At 45.2% G+C, this 17,621-nt stretch carries 20 protein-coding genes; 15 read left to right on the forward strand and 5 right to left on the reverse strand.

Going from position 1 to position 17,621, the window contains the following annotated elements; genetic code table 11:
* Positions 1-9: 9 nt before the first annotated feature.
* Positions 10-774, reverse strand: coding sequence for an HpcH/HpaI aldolase family protein (locus tag ACRC32_RS21430; RefSeq protein ID WP_438555862.1), 765 nt, complete (start codon positions 772-774; stop codon positions 10-12).
* A gap of 177 nt (positions 775-951) precedes the next feature.
* Between ACRC32_RS21430 and sfsA the strand changes: the two genes are divergently transcribed.
* The 3 genes from sfsA (at position 952) to ACRC32_RS21445 (ending at position 3,528) form a co-directional block, all read left to right on the forward strand.
* Positions 952-1,659: a DNA/RNA nuclease SfsA gene (gene sfsA / locus ACRC32_RS21435; protein ID WP_192154574.1), complete on the forward strand. Its 708-nt coding sequence runs from the start codon at positions 952-954 to the stop codon at positions 1,657-1,659.
* A gap of 282 nt (positions 1,660-1,941) precedes the next feature.
* On the forward strand, positions 1,942-3,360 hold the full coding sequence (locus ACRC32_RS21440; protein ID WP_438555863.1) for a tetratricopeptide repeat protein: 1,419 nt from the start codon (positions 1,942-1,944) through the stop codon (positions 3,358-3,360).
* Positions 3,361-3,387: 27 nt separating this feature from the next.
* A complete protein-coding gene (locus tag ACRC32_RS21445; RefSeq protein WP_438555864.1) occupies positions 3,388-3,528 on the forward strand; it encodes a hypothetical protein in 141 nt (46 codons plus the stop codon).
* Here the strand turns inward: ACRC32_RS21445 and ACRC32_RS21450 are convergent.
* Positions 3,511-4,908: an HlyD family efflux transporter periplasmic adaptor subunit gene (locus ACRC32_RS21450; RefSeq protein WP_438555865.1), complete on the reverse strand. Its 1,398-nt coding sequence runs from the start codon at positions 4,906-4,908 to the stop codon at positions 3,511-3,513. The two genes, ACRC32_RS21445 and ACRC32_RS21450, sit on opposite strands and share 18 nt — an antisense overlap.
* 567 nt (positions 4,909-5,475) lie before the next feature.
* Here ACRC32_RS21450 and ACRC32_RS21455 point away from each other — a divergent pair.
* Positions 5,476-7,620 (forward strand): peptidase domain-containing ABC transporter, encoded by a 2,145-nt coding sequence (locus ACRC32_RS21455; protein ID WP_438555866.1) that lies wholly within the window; start codon positions 5,476-5,478, stop codon positions 7,618-7,620.
* Between the two features lie 22 nt (positions 7,621-7,642).
* Here ACRC32_RS21455 and ACRC32_RS21460 read toward each other — a convergent pair whose 3' ends face one another.
* Entirely contained in the window at positions 7,643-7,768 is a 126-nt protein-coding gene (locus tag ACRC32_RS21460; RefSeq protein ID WP_438555867.1) for a hypothetical protein, read from the reverse strand.
* 27 nt (positions 7,769-7,795) lie between these two features.
* On the opposite strand from ACRC32_RS21460, the gene ACRC32_RS21465 reads away from it, so the two are divergent.
* On the forward strand, positions 7,796-9,115 hold the full coding sequence (locus ACRC32_RS21465) for a 3-isopropylmalate dehydratase large subunit (protein WP_438555878.1): 1,320 nt from the start codon (positions 7,796-7,798) through the stop codon (positions 9,113-9,115).
* Between the two features lie 95 nt (positions 9,116-9,210).
* A complete protein-coding gene (locus tag ACRC32_RS21470; RefSeq protein WP_438555868.1) occupies positions 9,211-10,110 on the forward strand; it encodes a hypothetical protein in 900 nt (299 codons plus the stop codon).
* An 83-nt stretch (positions 10,111-10,193) separates the two neighbouring features.
* Here the strand turns inward: ACRC32_RS21470 and ACRC32_RS21475 are convergent, their stop codons facing one another.
* A complete protein-coding gene (locus ACRC32_RS21475) occupies positions 10,194-11,177 on the reverse strand; it encodes a carbohydrate kinase family protein (protein WP_438555869.1) in 984 nt (327 codons plus the stop codon).
* Positions 11,178-11,192: 15 nt separating this feature from the next.
* On the opposite strand from ACRC32_RS21475, the gene ACRC32_RS21480 reads away from it, so the two are divergent.
* The 9 genes from ACRC32_RS21480 (at position 11,193) to arsS (ending at position 17,384) form a co-directional block, all read left to right on the forward strand.
* On the forward strand, positions 11,193-11,327 hold the full coding sequence (locus ACRC32_RS21480; protein WP_438555870.1) for a hypothetical protein: 135 nt from the start codon (positions 11,193-11,195) through the stop codon (positions 11,325-11,327).
* 195 nt (positions 11,328-11,522) lie between these two features.
* Positions 11,523-11,798, forward strand: a complete 276-nt coding sequence (locus ACRC32_RS21485; protein ID WP_015154161.1) for a helix-turn-helix domain-containing protein — start codon at positions 11,523-11,525, stop codon at positions 11,796-11,798.
* Between the two features lie 117 nt (positions 11,799-11,915).
* On the forward strand, positions 11,916-12,563 hold the full coding sequence (locus ACRC32_RS21490; protein ID WP_438555871.1) for a DUF6391 domain-containing protein: 648 nt from the start codon (positions 11,916-11,918) through the stop codon (positions 12,561-12,563).
* 143 nt (positions 12,564-12,706) lie between these two features.
* Positions 12,707-13,081 (forward strand): photosystem I reaction center subunit IV, encoded by a 375-nt coding sequence (locus ACRC32_RS21495; RefSeq protein WP_438555872.1) that lies wholly within the window; start codon positions 12,707-12,709, stop codon positions 13,079-13,081.
* Positions 13,082-13,084: 3 nt separating this feature from the next.
* Complete coding sequence (locus ACRC32_RS21500) at positions 13,085-14,017, forward strand: DNA-formamidopyrimidine glycosylase (RefSeq protein ID WP_438555873.1); 933 nt, start codon at positions 13,085-13,087, stop codon at positions 14,015-14,017.
* 136 nt (positions 14,018-14,153) lie between these two features.
* Positions 14,154-14,369, forward strand: a complete 216-nt coding sequence (locus tag ACRC32_RS21505; protein ID WP_438555874.1) for an NAD(P)H-quinone oxidoreductase subunit O — start codon at positions 14,154-14,156, stop codon at positions 14,367-14,369.
* A gap of 246 nt (positions 14,370-14,615) precedes the next feature.
* The gene (locus tag ACRC32_RS21510; RefSeq protein WP_015154166.1) at positions 14,616-15,158 is read left to right on the forward strand and encodes a hypothetical protein; all 543 of its coding nucleotides are present in this window, start codon (positions 14,616-14,618) and stop codon (positions 15,156-15,158) included.
* A 161-nt stretch (positions 15,159-15,319) separates the two neighbouring features.
* Positions 15,320-16,288, forward strand: coding sequence for an arsenosugar biosynthesis arsenite methyltransferase ArsM (gene arsM, locus ACRC32_RS21515; protein ID WP_438555875.1), 969 nt, complete (start codon positions 15,320-15,322; stop codon positions 16,286-16,288).
* Between the two features lie 97 nt (positions 16,289-16,385).
* Positions 16,386-17,384, forward strand: a complete 999-nt coding sequence (gene arsS, locus ACRC32_RS21520) for an arsenosugar biosynthesis radical SAM (seleno)protein ArsS (protein ID WP_438555879.1) — start codon at positions 16,386-16,388, stop codon at positions 17,382-17,384.
* Between the two features lie 70 nt (positions 17,385-17,454).
* Here the strand turns inward: arsS and ACRC32_RS21525 are convergent.
* The coding region (locus ACRC32_RS21525; RefSeq protein ID WP_438555880.1) for a 2-C-methyl-D-erythritol 2,4-cyclodiphosphate synthase at positions 17,455-17,621 on the reverse strand (167 nt) is incomplete at its 5' end.

Raw genomic sequence — 17,621 nt, forward strand, 5'->3', positions numbered from 1 at the left:
TTAAATGACTCACTGCGATCGCACGGCTTTAACCAACGCCTGACAAGCACGCAGAAACACCCCTACATCCACACCCACAGCCACAAACTGCACGCCAGTTGCAATCCATTGCTGGGCAATTTCTGGAGTGTCGGCAAACGTTCCCGCCGCTTTGCCAGCCTGACGGATAGTTTCTACTCCAGTCCGCATCAACTCAACAACACGGGGATCTCGTACTTGTCCGGCAATTCCCAAAGATTGCGATAAATCGTAGGGACCGAGAAAAATAACATCAATGTGGGGGACGCTGGCAATTTCTGCTAAGTTATCAATACCCTGTTTGCCTTCGACCTGAACGACAACTAAAGATGTTTCATTTAACTGCTCGATCCTTTGCGTTCCGGCGGCTGTGTAAACTCCAGCACGGGTATAGAGCGACAATCCTCGCGCCCCCAATGGACTGAACTTTGCTCCCCTTACTACTGCTTCCGCATCGGCTTTCGTCTCGATTTGCGGCACTTGTACCCCAGCACTACCAACATCAAGCGCTCTTTGGATCTGGGCTGGATTGTTCTGACTGACACGGATAATTGGTGCTAACCCCACGCAGTCAGCAGCCCGACATAAATCTTCCGCCACCAGAGTATTAAGAGAACCGTGTTCTAAATCGATAACAGCAAAATCCAAGCCTGCATGTCCGCAAATTTCAACAAACCCAGGATAGGCGCAGTTGGTAAATAATCCCAAGACAACCTCGCCCTGGTGTAATTTGTGTTTGAGTTGGTTTTGATACATAGTGAGTAGTGGTAATTGGTAATTGGTAGTTGGTAGTTGGTAGTTGGTAGTTGCTCCCTCAGCTCCCTCAGCCTCCTCTGCTCCCCTAGCTCTCTTCTCTCCCTCAAGCTCCCCCAGCCTCCTCTGCTCCTGAGCTGCTCTTCTCCCCTACTCCCTACTCCCTACTCCCTTTCTTTTATGCTTTACACCTATCCACCTCTTCATGCTGGAATTTTGCTCAAACGCTATAAGCGCTTTCTGGCTGATATTGAGCTGGAAACGGGGGAAGTGGTAACGGCACACTGTGCAAATACTGGTCCCATGACGGGGATTTGTACGCCTGGAAGTCGGGTACTAGTGTCGTATAGCTCGGTTACCACGCGCAAATTACCTTATACTTGGGAGGCGATTGAAGTCAACGACAACGAGCCTACCTGGGTAATTGTGAATACTGCTTTACCCAATCGTATTGTCAAGCTGGCGCTGGCACAAAAACTGTTTCCCGAACTCGGTAGCTATAGCCAAATTCGCTGTGAAGTCCCCTATGGTGCAGATCGTAAAAGTCGCGTAGACTTTTTATTGACTGGCGATCGCCCGATCTATATTGAAGTTAAAAGCACGACATGGGCGCAGCAGAGATTAGCTATGTTCCCTGACACGGAAACCATCCGGGGACAAAAGCATTTACGAGAGTTGAGCGCGCTTTTGCCTCACGCAAGGGCAGTCATGTTTTATGCTATTAACCGTGGAGACTGTACGCAGTTTGCTCCCGGTGATGCTGCCGATCCAGTCTACGGTCAACTGTTGCGTGAAGCTATGCAATTAGGTTTGGAGGTTTTGCCTTGCCGCTTTGAGGTAACTCCGGTTGGAGTGCGCTATTTGGGTTTGGCAGATCTAAAAATATGAATGTATCGATAATTTGCAGTTAACTCTAACTTGATTGAAATCTATGACTTCATCTTTACAATCTTTCATGGTAATTGATAAATAATAACCAACGAGAACTAATTTTTTGCCTGCATTTTTTTGACTTGCGATCGATAATCAAAATCATCCAAAATTAAAATATTAAAGCAGCAAGATTATATGTTTAATTTTTAAATTTATTTGTGAATAGTAAAAAGATATATGTATCTAACTTCTGCACGTTCAATTTCAGTTATAGGATACACTTTTAACTTCTAACTTATGACTTCCGAGTTCCTCATGACCGCTACTACTCTAAAACATACGATCTTAAAGCACATGAATCAGCAATCTAGCAGTGCCACCAAGACATTAAACTTATTGAGTATCGGTCAAAGAGGAGTAGGCAAAACAGTGTTTTTGGCTGGTAGCTACATCGAACTTCATTCGGGCTTTACAGTAGAACGTCCACAGAAATTATGGTTTGATAGCCACAACGGTCAGGAGCAAGAAAAGATTGAGAAAGTTCTTAACTATATTACACAAACAGGTCAATATCCGCCACCCACAATGAAAATTGCCAATTTCAACTTTAGTTTAAAGCGACATGGTTGGTGGAAAACCAAAACTCTTTGCGATTTTAGTTGGTGGGATTTACCAGGAGAATCGTGCGACTTTAATAACCCCAAATATCAAAAACTCGTGTTGAGTTCTCATGGTTGCTGTGCGTTTGTTAATGCAGAAGCGTTAGTCAACAATGCTGCTTACTTACCACAACTAACACAAACGATCGATCAAGTGGCAGCGATCGCCTCTTTAGTCAACCAACATAATATCAAATACGCGATCGCCCTAGTTTTTACCAAATGCGATTTACTTGCCCCAGAACCGTTAAGCTTGCTACAAATTGAGGAAAAAATTCAACCCCTCCTATCTCGTCTAGATGTAGCCAAAGCGAACTATCAAAAATTTTACTCTGCCATCCCGCTAGTCACGTTTGCCGGCGTACCCCAACTTAAACCAACTGGTGCAGCTACACCGATTCTATGGCTTGTATCAGAGTTGAAAAGACTGCACCAAACGCAACCCAAACAAGATTTGGGCAGTGGTTTAAAGCAACAGCTACTTTCTCCCGTTCAGCAAACGTTTATTTTCAAACAGATGCTCGGTAGCAAAAGCCTGCCCCTAATCCTATCAGGTATAGGTATCTTAGGAGTTGTAGGAATTGCTGTCACCTCATTGTGGGGCGGAAAACCACTAGCGATCGCACCCAAAGCTGCTTCAGACACAGACAGCAAAATTCAAGCCTACGAGCAACTCCTCAAGAACGATCCCGACAACTTTGATGCTTTAGTCGAGCTAGCCAACCTACGTATCCAACAAGGACAGCCAAATTTAGCCATTCCGTTAATGGAAAAACTCGTCAGGCAAGAGCCAGAAAGACTAGAACTCCAATTGAATTTAGCTCAGCTTTACAAACTCACCGAACAACTGCCAAAAGCCGAATCCACTTACGATCGCGTCCTCTTACAAGAAAAAGACAATGTTGCAGCTTTGGTAAATAAAGCCCTGATCCGCCTCGAACAAGGCGATCGACAAACTGCCAATCGCCTCTTTTCACAAGCAGAAAAAGCTGCTCCACCCAATCTGAAAGCCAAAGTTCGCGACATTGCTAAGAATAGTCTTCCTGGTAGGGAGTAGGGAACAGGGAGCAGGGAGCAGTGACTAGTGACTAGTAATTTCTCCTCTACCCCTCAGCTCTCTTCCCCGACTCCCGACTCCCACTCTCCCACTCCCGACTCCCACTCTCCCACTCCCGACTCCCGACTTTCCATTACCAACCATCAACAACTACAAACTTGTCAGTAACCTTGCTTTTCTGAGCAAAAATTTCAGCACGGTTTCTTCTTGGGTAACGATATCTGCGTTAACTTCCATTCCAGGTTTGAGCGGATAGGAGCGATCGCCTTTGACTAGATAAGGTTTTTCTGGCTGAATCGTGACTTCGTAGTAAGGTAAGGCAGCATTGGGGGACTGAGTTTGGGGGACGATCGCATCGGCAGAAATCGCCCTTACCGCACCTCGTAGAATACCGTAATCGGGATAAGGATAGGCAGAAATCCGCAACTGCACTCTTCCGGTTTTACAGTCTGCAACTGCCGATCGCTGGCAGATTTGAATACTACTGATATCTTGAGCAGCTACCCGCGCTTTAATGGTGAGCGCCGCTTGACTGGGAGCGATCTGCGCGATCGATTGCCCTACATTTACGACTTGTCCAGGGTTACGTAACTCCAGTTTCAAGACTTTACCAGCGTCAGGGGTTAAGAGAACGGCTTTTTTCAGCTCGTGATGGACTTGCTGTAATTCTCTAGCGGCGCGATCGATCTCATTTTCTAGAGCTAGACGACGTTGCCGCAACACCTCTCGGTCTTTGTTTAAATTAGCTAGGGAGATCTCGCCCTTGGCTCGCTCTTGGGCAACTTGTTCTATTGCCATTGCGATCGCTGCACTTGTAGGATTTAGCGCAGCTTTGGCTCCTTTGAGTTTAGCTTCAGCCGCAGCAAATGCTTGTTCTTTTGCTTTAATTTGTAACTGCGTCACTGCTCCTGTATTTGCCAGTTGCTTGAACTGTTCCATCTCGACTTTCGATAACTCCAGTACTGCTGTTGCTTCTTGCACTTGAGCTTGGGATGTGATTTGTCGATCCTGATATTCCCGTTGATAGCGTTGCAGTTGGGCAGTAGCCGCAGCAATATTGCGCCCGATTAAGCCTGACTCAAACTCACGCTGTCTTTTAAGGGATAGTAATTGAGCATCAATTTGAGCCAGTTGCAGTTCGTTATTTTTGATACTGCCCGTCACCTGTTGCTGTTTTGTCAAGAGTTGAGCGTTATCGATAATTGCGATCGCCTGTCCTTTTTTGACTGATTGGTTTTCTTTAACCAAAATCTGTTGTATGGAGCCAGCGATCGCGGCTTGGACTATTCTCGTCTCTCCTGCCGGACGGATAGTAGCAGCAGACTTTACCATTGCTTTGTAATGAGTCGTAGCAGCCAGAGCCAGCCCTATACCCACTGTACCGAGCAGCAACAACCCACCTAAAGTCGTCCACAGGCTCACGGGAGGGAGAAACTCATTACTCTGAACTGGACGTAAGAAAGCAGGATTTGCTTCAGTTGGCGGGTTCTTGGGTGTGTCCTGGCGGACTAAACGCAAGACACTGTTTTTATTTGGTTCCGACTGCATTAGCTAGTACTTAAATAGTTTTCCATCGGGCAGAAGAAGGAGGATAGGAGTGGGTGTCAGCTATTTTCTTGACTCCAAATATTGCCAACTTGAAAGTTCATAATTCTTGATTTTTAGCTTTGATTTTTAGCTTTAATTTTTCTGACAAAAAGAATTTTTGTTCGGTGAGTTGATGTCAGAAATGCTATTGGCAGCAAAATCATAAAGAATTTTGGTTTAAATTGCAACATATTTTTTGTAAGTCTGGATGCTTAAGTATCGCTACTGTATAGCAATTTTATTTCAGTTGTAAATCGCTCGTTGCGAGCGTTCAGATTTCTCGGACAATTGGAGAGGGTTGCCTGCAATTGAGGCAAATAATTAAGTAGTATTGCATTCATGTTCAAGACATTAAGGTTTATTAATTTGCGATCGCGGCTTTGTGCAGTTGATTACACTATCTGAGTCTTGAGCAAACAAAGTCTTGAGCAAATTCAGACAAATTTTTGATTCTTCTAGACATTTCAACAGAAACGCTTCCATCTGTTTGTCTGAGAAATAGTCAGCTTAATTGTAGAACCAAAAAACGTGAAACAAAAGCTTGTTCTCCAACACTGTGAAGAAGATTGCGGCGCTGCTTGTCTTGCCGCTATTGCTAAATTCTACGGACGACTGCTGAAAATTAATAGTATTAGAGAAGCAGTAGGTACGGGACCGCAAGGGACAACGCTGCTAGGTTTGCGTAGAGGTGCAGAAGCTTTAGGCTTTAATGCTCGTTCTGTCAGGGCATCTCCAGAAATTTTGTGGAAGCTACAACAACTCCCCTTACCAGCCATTATTCACTGGAAAAGCAATCACTGGGTAGTTTTGTATGGCAAGCAGGGGAAAAAATACACGCTCGCCGATCCGGCGATTGGAATGCGTTATCTGTCACGCATGGAGTTACTAGAAGGCTGGACAGACTGGATTTTGCTGCTACTAGAACCCGATCCCGTCCGCTTTTACGCTCAACTTGGAGAACAAGACAATCGATTTGAACAGTGGATACAGCGACTTTGGGTACATCGCGCCATTCTTGCCGAAGCTTTTGGCTGCGCCCTCGCCGTTGGTTTATTGTCTTTAGCGACTCCGTTTCTACTCCAAATTCTGACAGATGACGTGCTGATTCGGGGCGATCTTCAACTACTGACATCTGTAGTACTGGCAGTTATCACACTGAGTTTTGTCAGACGTGGTTTGGCACTGGTGCAAAGCAATTTGATCGCTCATTTTGCTCAGAGAATAGAACTAGGTTTAATTCTAGAATTTGGACGGCAAATTTTACGATTGCCCCTACTTTACTATGAGTCACGGCGCAGTGGAGAAATTGTTAGTAGACTGCGAGATATTCAAGAAATAAATTTATTGCTCTCGCGAGCTATTGTCAGTTTGCCAGGAGAGTTATTTGTCGCCATAGTTTCTTTTATTTTTATGCTGGCTTATAGTAAAAAGCTGACTTTATTTGCTATGTTCTTAGCAGGAGCGATGACTTTATCTACAATTTTATTCCTGCCAATCTTGCAGCAAAAAACTCGTAAATTATTAGTTACGGAAGCAGAAAATCAAGGAATTTTAGTAGAGACATTCAAGGGAGCGCTAACGCTCAAAACAACTGCTGCGGCTCCCCAGTTTTGGGAAGAATTTCAAAGTCGTTTCGGTCAACTAGCGAATCTAGCATTTGGGACAATGCAAATCGGTATTATCAATAATACTTTTTCTGGGCTAGTTGCAGATGTGGGTGGAGTAGCTCTACTTTGGTTTGGCAGTACTTTGGTTATAGGAAAAGAACTCAGTCTCGGTCAGCTACTAGCTTTTACTACCTTAAATCGCAATGTCGCGACATTTATCATTTCCTCCCTCGATTTTGTGGATGAATTCGCTCGTATTGAGACAGCTAATTCTCGCTTGCAAGAAGTGATTACCCATCCACCAGAAATCAAAGATGAAAAGCAAAAACCTTGGGTAGATATTTCAGATACATCTGATATTGTCTGTTCTAAAATTGAGTTTCATTATCCCGGGAGAACAGATGTCGTGCAAGATTTTTCGTTGACAATTCCTGGGGGTCAAGTTGTAGCGCTGATCGGTAAGTCAGGTTGCGGTAAAAGTACGTTAGCTAAACTGATTGCAGGTTTATATACACCACAGTCAGGTAACATTCGGATTGGAAGATATAACATTCAAGATATTTCATTAGATTGCCTGCGACAACAAGCAATTTTAGTACCTCAAGAACCGCATTTTTGGAGTCGTTCGATTATTGAAAACTTTCGGTTAGGAATGCCCCACGTTCGCTTCGATCAAATTGTCAGAGCGTGCGAAATTGCTGAAGCAGACGAGTTTATTGCGAAGTTACCTGATAAGTATCAAACAGTTTTAGGTGAATTTGGCGCGAGTCTCTCGGGCGGACAAAGACAAAGATTGGCGATCGCCCGTGCTATTGTTAACAATCCGCCCATTTTAATTCTTGACGAATCCACGGCAGGGTTAGATCCGGCAAGTGAATCGCAGGTGTTAAATCAGTTGCTTCACCATCGTCGCGGCAAAACCACAATTTTGATCGGCCATCGTCCTCGCGTGATTAATTTAGCTGAATGGGTTATCTTCCTACGCCAGGGGAGAATGTATGCTCAGGGAACGATCGCAGATTTACAAGCGCACCCTGGGGAGCATGTGGAATTTTTGCATCCGTAAAACCACAACACCCGCCTAGCTTTTATCCATCAGCAACAGCCAGAAATTCAACTGCATTTGCAACCAAACAAGACCTTTGGCTGTATCTTTTTGCTGTATCTTTAAAACGCAACCGCCGATCGCGAAGTAGCATAGATCCTGTAGACATGTGTCGGAAGAGAGGAATGCGATCGCTATGGGGATGACCCTGACAGAAAAAATCTTAGCTAAAGCCTCCGGTCGAAATGCGGTCGAACCAGGGGAAAATATCTGGGTGGATGTTGACTTGTTGATGACACACGATGTTTGCGGACCTGGAACTATCGGTGTCTTCAAGCGCGAGTTTGGTGCAGATACAAAAGTATGGAACCCTGAAAAGATCGTCCTCATCCCAGACCACTACATCTTCACCGCCGACGAACGCGCCAATCGCAACGTAGATATTCTACGCGATTTCGCTCAAGAACAGGGGATTAAATACTTCTACGACATCACCGATCGCGGCAATTTTAAAGCTAACCCAGATTATAAAGGGGTCTGTCACATTGCCCTCGCCCAAGAAGGGCATACCCGCCCTGGGGAAGTTTTATTTGGGACTGACTCCCACACTTGTAATGCTGGCGCTTTCGGTCAATTTGCCACTGGAATTGGTAATACCGATGCAGCATTTATTATGGGTACGGGCAAGTTACTAATTAAAGTTCCTGCCACAATGCGATTCGTCCTCGATGGTGAAATGCCCAATTACTTATTGGCGAAAGACCTAATTTTGCAAATTATCGGCGATATTAGCGTTGCTGGAGCCAACTATCGGACGATGGAATTTGCCGGGGAAACCGTCAACCGTATGACAATGGAAGACCGCATGACCCTGTGTAATATGGCGATCGAAGCTGGGGGCAAAAATGGCACGATCGCGGCTGATGATACTACCTTCGAGTACGTCCGCGCCCGTAGCGATAAACCCTTTGAGCCAGTCTACACCGACTCCGATGCCAAATTCTACAGCGATCGCCGTTACGATGTCTCGCAGTTAGAGCCAGTTGTCGCTCAACCCCACTCTCCAGACAATCGCGCCTTGGCACGAGAATGCAGTGATGTCAAAATCGATCGCGTGTACATTGGTTCCTGCACGGGGGGTAAAACTGAAGACTTTATCCACGCCGCCCATATTTTTAAAGGACAGCAAGTCAAAGTACCTACCTACCTCGTACCTGCGACGCAAAAAGTTTACAATGACTTGTTTACGATCAAATACGAAGGGCAGACTCTCTCAGAAATCTTCCTGCAAGCTGGATGTATCGAACCCACTGCACCCTCCTGCGCTGCTTGTTTAGGAGGACCAAAAGATACTTTCGGGCGGATGAACAAGCCAGAAGTTTGCGTTTCTACGACTAACCGTAACTTCCCCGGTCGCATGGGTGATAAGTCAGCGCAAATTTATCTCGCTTCCCCCTACACCGCCGCCGCTTCCGCCTTGACAGGTTACGTCACCGATCCGAGAGAGTTTTTGTAATACGTCATTGGTCATTCGTCATTTGTCATTGGTAGTTGCAAGTGACGAATTACTAATTAAAGGCATAGTCCAAATGGAAATAGAGGAAAAATTAAATGAATTTGCAAAATTTGGTTAGAACTTATAATTATTTGAGTCCGCAGCAAAAAATTGTGATGGCGATCGCGGCAGTTTTAGGTGGTGGAGTCTTGCTGTGCATTCCTTTGTTGTCGCTACAGTCATCCCGTCCACCTGCTGTGAGTACAGGTGGTGCTGTTGGTAATCCAAACGGCGGACAAAATCCTTCAAGGGAAAACAACGCCGAACCGAGTCAAGCCGCACCCCTTGACACTGCAAATCCTATCGATCTCCCTTCAGATAGCAGTACTGAAACTGCATCCGGTAGCGACTCTGCTTTTGGTGGAACTAGTACAAATTCCTCTAGTGGCAATGGCAGTAGTACTCTAGATACCACAGATCCGCTAGATGAAAGAGTTGCAAATCAGCGGCGATCGCCTGCATCGTTGAACGATTCTTTATCCAATAATGTAGACAACCCTTACTCTCAATCGACAGTGGGTCGTTACCAGTCTCCTACTAGCATCAGCAACAGCCCCTATAGTGCTAGTCCTGGCAGTAGTAGTAATTTATCAACTGCCTACAGTCGTGGTGCTGGTGGCTCGTCTACCTCTTCGTCATCGTCCCGGTTATCTAATCTCGAACCTGCTAAAGGCAACAACTTTACCTATCTCAACCCCTTCAGCCCAAATAGCGGTAATGGAACGACAGGCGCTAATCCCAGCGTGACAAACCTTCCTGGTAATCCCTCAGCAATTCCCAGCCAAAGCGCGATCGCTCCTAGCGGCTTGAGTGGTACTAGCAATGGCATGAATGCATCTCCTCGCAATGGTTCTAGCAGTGTTGCTCCACAAACATCTGCTCCCACCAGCCAGCAAAATCCTTCCTTCCCAACCCCTTCTTCCCCAGGCAACACTCAGTCAGCGCCAAATCCTTGAGGAAGGGAGCAGTTATCAGTGACCAGTGACCAGTGACCAGTGACCAGCTAACCAACTACCAACTACCAATTAGCACCACTTTTTTACCCCTTATCCTTTACCCCTGCTAAAAAGGTTTCCACTTCTGCGGCGGTGGGTTGGGCGGCGATCGCTCCTGGTTTGGTTGTCGTCAGCGCCCCTGCTGCACTAGCATAGGCAACAACCTGTTTGGCAATTGCAGCATCAGCGAGGCTGTGAATACCCCGTTGACATAACTGATGGACAAAGCCAGCTACAAAGCTGTCACCCGCACCAGTGGTTTCGACGACAGGAACGGAAAAACTAGGAACTTTACCCTCATTTTCTGACAAACAATAAGCGCAGCCATTTTCTCCATCCGTGATCAGCACTCCTTCGACGGTATTGAGGCGATAGGCGATCGCCCCTGGATCGGCTGTTTGGAACAGCAAGAGTGCTTCTTCTTTGGAAAGTTTGAGAAAATCGACTTGCGGTACGATTTCTAAGATTGTTGCTACAGCTTTATCGGGATCTTGCCAAAATACAGGTCGCCAGTTGACATCTAACAAAATTTTGGCGTTGTATTGGTCTGCGAGTTGTAAAGCGCGGCGGACGCTAGCACCACTCTCGGGATAAGCAAGTTCTAAAGTTCCCAGTACGAGAAAATCAGCGTCCTCAAATAGGGATACAGGCAAAGCAGATGCTTGTAGATGCGTATCGGCAAATTCTGTCGTGTCGTAGTCGGCAAACCCTGAAAAAATGCGATCGCCTGACTCAGTGCGGGTAACATAGATTTGCCTTGTTGGTGCTGTGGGATGGCGTTGAATCCCCGTCGTATCGACTCCTACAGTTTGCAGTAACTCTACTAAGGTATTTCCTGGTTCGTCTTTACCCACACAGCCAATGAAACTAGAGGTTGTACCGAGTTTGACCAAAGCACAGGCGACATTAGCAGGTGCGCCACCAGGATAGGGTGTCCAAGATTCAACTTGTTCGAGCGATCGCCCTAGTTGATCGGCAATGAGATCGAACAGAATTTCACCCAAGCACAGCACGCGAGAATTACTCATTCCAGCCAGCATTTAATGAATGTACGACTTTATCAATACCCTACAACAGAAACAGTTGTCAGTGGAAAGGGAGCAGGGAGCAGGGAGCAGGGAGTAGGGGGAAGAGAGCTGAGGGAGCAGAGGGAGAGACCAATGACAAATGACAAATGACTGCTCCCTCTTTAAGTAACAAATATTACTTAATTAAGCTTTACTAAATTTATTACAGTTCTCTTGTTGCTCCAATGTCGGCTCATAGAGCAAAAATACTAGTCGAACTTCTAAAACGATAGAGGATCGTCACTAGAAGAATCCTCTAGAATTGAGAGAGGAGCGTGAGTAGATCTACTAAGGAAAAAATACTTCATGGCTGGTGGCGAGTCTCAAAACCCTGTTTCCCTGTCAGAAAGAGAGCTACAAATCATCGATTTGGTAGCTGCTGGCTTGACCAATCAGGAAATAGCAGAAAAGTTGGAAATCAGCAAGCGTACTGTTGACAATCACATTAGTAATATTTTGACCAAAACAGCTACAGAAAATCGCGTATCTTTGGTACGATGGGCTTTACAGTGGGGAAAAGTCTGTCTTAACGATGTTAACTGCTGCCCTTTACCCGTGAGTGGCGATCGCGAAGTTTTCTAGCAATTAAATTTTCTAACAATAGTCGAGTCGCGAGATTTCGCGGCTCGACTGCTTTAAAGCAGTAAGCGCTAGATTAAGAGAAAAGTCTCCGATCGGGCTGCTACTAGCGGTGTTGGTATGAACAATTTTGCCCCAGACAACGTTTTTGAATCGTTAATCCCTTGGTTCAATTTTGAGGAGAATATTCCTCAACCTACCCAAGACGCGGATTTAGTCAAGCATCTTCCCTTTGTTCCTGGGTTGAAAGAACTGTTGATGCTGAGGCAAGTTCATGCACTAGAACACGCTACAGTTTGGCTCTTAAGCCAGTCAGGGCGATCGCCATATCCTCGTTTTTCGTCCCAGCAAACAGACAACGAATCGTTAGGCGGTCTATCTACTGAACGAGGCTTTTACATTTACGGTCAGGTGAATAAAATCGAACTGCAGCGGGCAGTGCTGGCTGCCCTTCAGCGTCTTACCAATGGAGAGTGGAATTTAGCCTTGCATCCCCGTTGCGGTACGAATGTGTCGGTAGGATTGTTGCTAGGCTTGGGATTAGTCATGGGTATGCATCTGCTGCTACCGCGATCGCCTATCGAGCAGATGTTAGGGTTAGGAGTAGCAGCAACAGCCGCCGCCAATTTAACCCCCGAACTGGGAATGCTAACACAGCGCCATGTCACGACAGCTATCCCCTTCAATTTGGAAATAGTTGATATTACAGATGTTCGCGACGAAACCGGACGCACTGCCCACTTCGTCCAAGTTCGCTGGCGGGAATAGGAGTGAGGAGCGTAGACGCGACAGCGGCTACACTCCTCACTCCTTCAGATAACTTAACAGTTGATTGTGAGATTACCAAAACATTGTATCTTGATGCTATTAACCCGCTCGATTAGCAATTATCTATAACAGGGAAGATACTCATGGTTGAACGTGGTTCTAAAGTGCGGATCTTAAGAAGAGAATCCTACTGGTATCAAGATGTTGGTCTTGTTGCTTCTGTTGACAAAAGCGGCATCAAGTATCCAGTCATCGTTCGCTTTGATAAAGTGAACTATGCTGGCGTAAATACTAACAACTTTGCTGATTTTGAACTTCTAGAAATAGAAAAACCAAAAGCTAAAGCGAAGAAAACTACGCCTGTGGCTTCTGGTGGTCAGCAAACTCCAATTCAGGAAGATATCCGTAAAACAGGACAAGCTGGACAATCTACAGCTAAAGGTACTGCCGTACAAGAATCCGGTAGTAGCGATCCACTGGTAGAAGGTGGTGGCAATCAGGGAACCGAAAAACGATAAATCGTGCCTGAATTGCCAGAGGTAGAAACAGTTCGACGGGGTGCAAATCAAGTCACCCTGAATCGAGAAATTACGGGTGGGGATGTGTTGCTCGATCGCACCATCGCCTACCCGTTTTCTGTGGCAGATTTTCTCAACGGGATCTCGGGAAAAGCGATCGCCCAATGGCATCGACGGGGAAAGTATCTGTTGGCAGAGTTAGTAAGAGGGAGCAGGGAGCAGGGAGCAGGGAGCAGAGGGAAGAGAGCTGAGGAAGCAGCTCAAAATTCAAAATTCAAAATTCAAAATTCAAAATTCAAAATTAATTCCGAATTCTTAAGTGTCCATTTGCGAATGACTGGACAGCTGTTATGGTTGCCACAGGACGAGCCTTTACACAAACATACGCGAGTCCGATTATTTTTTGCCGAGAATTGGGAATTACGCTTCGTCGATCAACGCACCTTCGGACAGATGTGGTGGGTTCCTCCAGAACGAGCAGTTGAATCAGTCGTAACGGGATTGGCAACATTGGGTCCCGATCCGTTTTCTTCAGATTTTTCTGTAGAGTATTTTGCGGCAAAATTGCGCGATCGCCGTCGTCCGATCAAAAATGCCTTATTAGACCAATCAATAGTTGCAGGAATCGGTAACATCTACGCTGACGAAGCGCTGTTTCGTGCTGGCGTGCAACCCCAGACGTTATGTGCGGATTTGCGATCGCCACAAATATCGCGCCTGCGAACCGCCATTCTTGAAGTGTTAGAAGCGAGTATCAACGCTGGTGGCACGACTTTTAGTAATTTTCTCAACGTCCAAGGCGTTAACGGTAATTATGGCGGTGTAGCTTGGGTTTATAACCGAGCAGGCAAACTCTGCCGCATCTGCAATACTCCCATACTAAAACTGCGTTTAGCTGGGCGATCGGCTCACTTCTGTCCGCAATGCCAGAAATGAGGGGCTAGAGAATTCGGAATAGGGAATTAATATCAATTCCCTATTCCCTGCTCCCTGCTCCCTGCCCCCTGCTCCCTACTCCCTGATAACTGTAAAATGCGAAAAGAAATAGTTTAGCAATCTGAAAGAGCAGCATATGGCGATTAAAAGAGGGGATATGGTTCGTGCCGTGCGCGAACAGCTAGAAAATAGCCTAGAAGCAAAAGCTAGCGATTCTCGCTTTCCCAGCTATATTTTTGAAACCAAAGGAGAGGTTTTAGATATTAAAGGTGACTATGCGTTAGTCGTATTTGGACACGTACCAACTCCGAATATTTGGTTGCGAATCGATCAACTAGAGTCATTCAAGTAATTTCAAAGAGATCTCCCAACTGAGATAAAAACAGAGCTTTAAATTCCCCCCTTTTTAAGGGAGGTTAGGGGGGATCGAGATCTGAAGCTTCAAGTGCGTAACTCATAAAGGAGACAAAACTGTAGTTGCAGGGTTACACCAAGGGTTATACTCAGTTAGCTAATTCTCTGGCGGATTGTAAAAAGGCGATCGCTTTTTGACAATCTTAGGATTAGTTGTAACTGAAATTAAGAAACTTTGGACTAAATGACAAATATTTCGGCTGATACCCGCATTCCTTTTCCATGCCACCTTGTCTATGCTACATACCGAGATAAGCTGAACGATCTCATTCCCTACATGCACAACGTGCGATCGGTGCAAATCAAATCTCGGCGCGAAGAAAATGGTAAAGTTTACACAATAAATGAATGGCATGGTGGCGGTGAAATTCCTGCCGCAGCTAGAGCAATTCTCAGCGAAGATATGCTTTCTTGGACGGAATACAATACCTGGGATGAATCAAATCTGACGCTGGAATGGCAAATCAAAACTCATGCTTTCACAGAAGCCGTACATTGTGGTGGCAAAAATCAATTCATTGCTGAGGGCGATACAACTTTAATTCAGAGTCGGGGAGCAATGAGTATCGATCCGCATCAGATGAAAGGAGTGCCTTGGTTTCTGACTGGGACTATAGCTCATGTGGTTGAGGATTTTTTAGGTAAAAAAATCGAACCTAATTTATTACAAATGAGCGAAGGCGTGCGTCATTTTTTAGAACAAGCAACAAAAAATCGATCGCTTTGACACGGATTGTCCTTAGCTTCCGTGGCGATCGCCAGTTCATCTCTGCTGAGATGTCAACTGCTACTTCTTTATGAGGATTCGCGAGAGTAAAAATCCGCTAGAGTAGAACACAGTGCCAAAGAATATACCACATTCATCTCGGCATTTTACTCCAGCTGACAATGAGTTATTTAGAGACAACAGCACAGTTTTACTCCGAAGTCGCAGAAACACCTCAAATCGGTCTATGCTGCGTGCAAAGCAGTCCCCTACAACTACCTGGACTCAAAATTCCCCTGGTAATGCAGGAGATGAACTACGGTTGCGGTACAACCGTTCACCCTACTGAACTAACCAACCAACCGACAGTACTATATGTAGGCGTTGGCGGTGGTTTAGAGGCATTACAATTCGCTTATTTTTCTCGTCGTCCTGGTGCTGTAATTGCTGTCGATCCAGTTGCAGCCATGTGCGAAGCAGCTACACGGAACCTACAAGCTGCTGTGATAGAAAATCCTTGGTTCGATCCTAGTTTTGTCGAAATTCGGGCAGGTGATGCTTTTAACCTCCCCGTACCAGATGCCTCTGTGGATGTAGTAGCGCAGAACTGTCTGTTTAATATATTTGAGCCAGCAGATTTATCCCTTGCCTTAAAAGAAGCTTGGCGAGTGCTAAAACCAGGCGGACGCTTGCAAATGAGCGATCCAATCGCGACTCGTCCGATTCCAGTACAGCTGCAACAAGATGATAGACTGCGGGCGATGTGTCTGTCGGGCGCACTCACATATGATGAGTATACTCAGACGATCGTAGATGCTGGTTTTGGACAAGTTGAAATTCGGGCGCGTCGTCCCTATCGGTTGTTAGATTGTCATACATACAACCTGGAAGAAAATTTGCTTTTAGAAAGCCTCGATTCTGTATCTTTCAAAGTGCCAATTCCCGATGATGGAGCCTGTATTTTTACAGGTAAAACAGCCATTTATGCTGGTACAGAACCCTTTTTTGATGACTCAGCCGGACACGTACTTCAACAAGGAATTCCAGCCGCAGTCTGCGATAAAACCGCAGCTAAACTTGCTGGTTTGATGCCAACTGAAGTTATAGTGACTAATTCGACTTGGCACTATACTGGTGGCGGATGTTGTTAGTTAATAGTTAATGGTTAACGGTTGATGGTTAATGGTTGGGATGAATCGAAAATTGACCATTAACTATCGATCGCAAAAGAAAAGTACTTGTCAAATCATGATTCAAACATCAATTACACCTTTCGCCCGTAAATTAAAAACGCCTTTAACTAAAAGTCAAATCAAAGTTTTACAAATAAATTTAGGTAAGCGCTGTAACCTGGCTTGTACTCATTGTCATGTTGAGGCAAGTCCAAAACGAACAGAGGAACTGTCACCCGAAATTTGCAGTCAATTAATTCAAGTTATCGAACGATTTCCTGAAATTCAAATTGTCGATTTAACTGGTGGCGCTCCAGAAATGAATTACGGTTTTAGACCTATAGTTGAAGCCGCACGCCAACATGGTAAGCAAGTTATTGTTAGATCTAATTTAACGATTTACTTTGAACCTAGTTTTGAAGATTTGCCAGAATATTGCACTCGACATAAAACGAGAATCGTTGCTTCGCTCCCCTGCTATATGGCTACAAATGTGGAGAAAATGCGGGGACAAGGAGTTTTCGATGCTTCGATCGCAGCAATACAAACTCTAAATCGATTGGGTTATGGTAAAGAGCCTGAATTAATTCTCGACTTGGTATACAATCCTCAACTACCAGTAAGCGATCGCTTTTCTCTGACTCCCGACCAACATAACCTGGAAAAGGATTATAAAATCTTTTTACAAGAACATTTTGGAATTACATTCAATAACTTATTTACAATTACTAACTTACCAGTAGGACGTACGCTGCTACACCTACAAAGAAAAAAACTGTACACCCCATACTTGGAGTTTCTAGAAGCTAATTTTAATCCAACTACAATAGAACATTTAATGTGTCGGGATGAAATCTCTATCGACTATTTAGGTAATATCTACGATTGTGATTTCAATCAAATGATGAATTTGCCAGCCAAAACTAGCGCGGGAGAAACTTTAACAGTAGCGAAAATTTTGGCAGCAGGGACTTTAGACGTAATCGATGAAATTCAAACTGCACCCTATTGTTACGGTTGTACGGCTGGGAGCGGTTCCAGTTGTGGTGGAGCATTAACAGGGAGCAGGGAGTAGGGAGCAGGAAGGCAAGGGGGGGACAAGGGAGATAAACTCACGAATGACAAATGACAAATGACAAATGACATTACTGCACTAATAAAGCAACAGCATAAGCGCAGATCCCTTCCTCGCGTCCTTCGGGACCTAATTTTTCGTTGGTAGTCGCTTTGATGCCGATTTGTTCTGGCTGCACTTGCAGGACGGTGGCAAGGCGATCGCGCATGGCTGTAATATGAGGTTTTAGTTTTGGGC

The organism is Chroococcidiopsis sp. (assembly GCF_051657925.1).
In the GTDB taxonomy this organism is placed as follows: domain Bacteria; phylum Cyanobacteriota; class Cyanobacteriia; order Cyanobacteriales; family Chroococcidiopsidaceae; genus Chroococcidiopsis.

Coding starts and splice junctions, on each gene's coding strand:
- ACRC32_RS21430 (WP_438555862.1), bottom strand. CDS start 774: ATGTATCAAAACCAACTCAAACACAAATTACACCAGGGCGAGGTTGTC.
- sfsA (WP_192154574.1), top strand. CDS start 952: ATGCTTTACACCTATCCACCTCTTCATGCTGGAATTTTGCTCAAACGC.
- ACRC32_RS21440 (WP_438555863.1), top strand. CDS start 1,942: ATGACTTCCGAGTTCCTCATGACCGCTACTACTCTAAAACATACGATC.
- ACRC32_RS21450 (WP_438555865.1), bottom strand. CDS start 4,908: ATGCAGTCGGAACCAAATAAAAACAGTGTCTTGCGTTTAGTCCGCCAG.
- ACRC32_RS21460 (WP_438555867.1), bottom strand. CDS start 7,768: ATGTCTACAGGATCTATGCTACTTCGCGATCGGCGGTTGCGTTTTAAA.
- ACRC32_RS21465 (WP_438555878.1), top strand. CDS start 7,796: ATGGGGATGACCCTGACAGAAAAAATCTTAGCTAAAGCCTCCGGTCGA.
- ACRC32_RS21470 (WP_438555868.1), top strand. CDS start 9,211: ATGAATTTGCAAAATTTGGTTAGAACTTATAATTATTTGAGTCCGCAG.
- ACRC32_RS21475 (WP_438555869.1), bottom strand. CDS start 11,177: ATGAGTAATTCTCGCGTGCTGTGCTTGGGTGAAATTCTGTTCGATCTC.
- ACRC32_RS21480 (WP_438555870.1), top strand. CDS start 11,193: ATGAATGTACGACTTTATCAATACCCTACAACAGAAACAGTTGTCAGT.
- ACRC32_RS21485 (WP_015154161.1), top strand. CDS start 11,523: ATGGCTGGTGGCGAGTCTCAAAACCCTGTTTCCCTGTCAGAAAGAGAG.
- ACRC32_RS21490 (WP_438555871.1), top strand. CDS start 11,916: ATGAACAATTTTGCCCCAGACAACGTTTTTGAATCGTTAATCCCTTGG.
- ACRC32_RS21495 (WP_438555872.1), top strand. CDS start 12,707: ATGGTTGAACGTGGTTCTAAAGTGCGGATCTTAAGAAGAGAATCCTAC.
- ACRC32_RS21505 (WP_438555874.1), top strand. CDS start 14,154: ATGGCGATTAAAAGAGGGGATATGGTTCGTGCCGTGCGCGAACAGCTA.
- ACRC32_RS21510 (WP_015154166.1), top strand. CDS start 14,616: ATGACAAATATTTCGGCTGATACCCGCATTCCTTTTCCATGCCACCTT.
- arsM (WP_438555875.1), top strand. CDS start 15,320: ATGAGTTATTTAGAGACAACAGCACAGTTTTACTCCGAAGTCGCAGAA.
- arsS (WP_438555879.1), top strand. CDS start 16,386: ATGATTCAAACATCAATTACACCTTTCGCCCGTAAATTAAAAACGCCT.